General features: G+C 36.5%; 1 protein-coding gene. It reads left to right on the forward strand.

What is annotated here, in order from left to right; genetic code table 11:
- A partial coding sequence (locus HMPREF2701_RS02575) for a helicase SNF2 (RefSeq protein ID WP_070482034.1) occupies nucleotides 1–606 on the forward strand: 606 nt, incomplete at its 5' end.
- Nucleotides 607–649: the final 43 nt, after the last annotated feature.

Raw genomic sequence — 649 nt, forward strand, 5'->3', positions numbered from 1 at the left:
GAAAATATGCCCATTCTTGAGAAACGATTAAGTAAGTATGAAGGCGACATTCAACAGTCTGAAATGTCAAAAGACCAGGTATTTTCTATGACGGTAGGTAAGCAAGCTTTTGATCAACGATCTGAAGCAGGTGAATCCCTACACCGTCTTATCCGTCATAATCAAGCTGATAGCAAAGAATTTCGCACCCTAGCCAGTTATCGAGGGTTTGAGATTAAAATGCTTAGTCTTCCAACAAATCAACCTCTTCCTGAAACCTTCTCTGTTAAGATTGTGGGAGAAAATCAGTATTCTGTCAGTTTAGATTTGTATTCTCCTTTGGGGACAATTCAAAGGCTTCAGCATACGATTGATCACATTAAAGAGGACCAAGTGAAAACTCAGAACTTATTGGATGAATTAAAGGATAAATGGAATACTGCTAAAGTTGAAATTGAGAAAAATTTTCCAAAGGAAGAGGATTATCAAACTAAAAAGGCCGAATACGATGTACTCGCGCCATTGATTGAAACAGAAACGGATTTAGATATTATTGATCAGGCCTTAAGACAATTCCACGAAAAAGGAAACGAAAAGCAGGAACAACTTTCTTTTGAATTAGATTAAAAAATAGATATAAATAGCGGACAAGAAAAGAAAAGCGCGGTAA

It is taken from the genome of Streptococcus sp. HMSC077D04 (genome assembly GCF_001808785.1).
Lineage (GTDB): Bacteria > Bacillota > Bacilli > Lactobacillales > Streptococcaceae > Streptococcus > Streptococcus mitis_BX.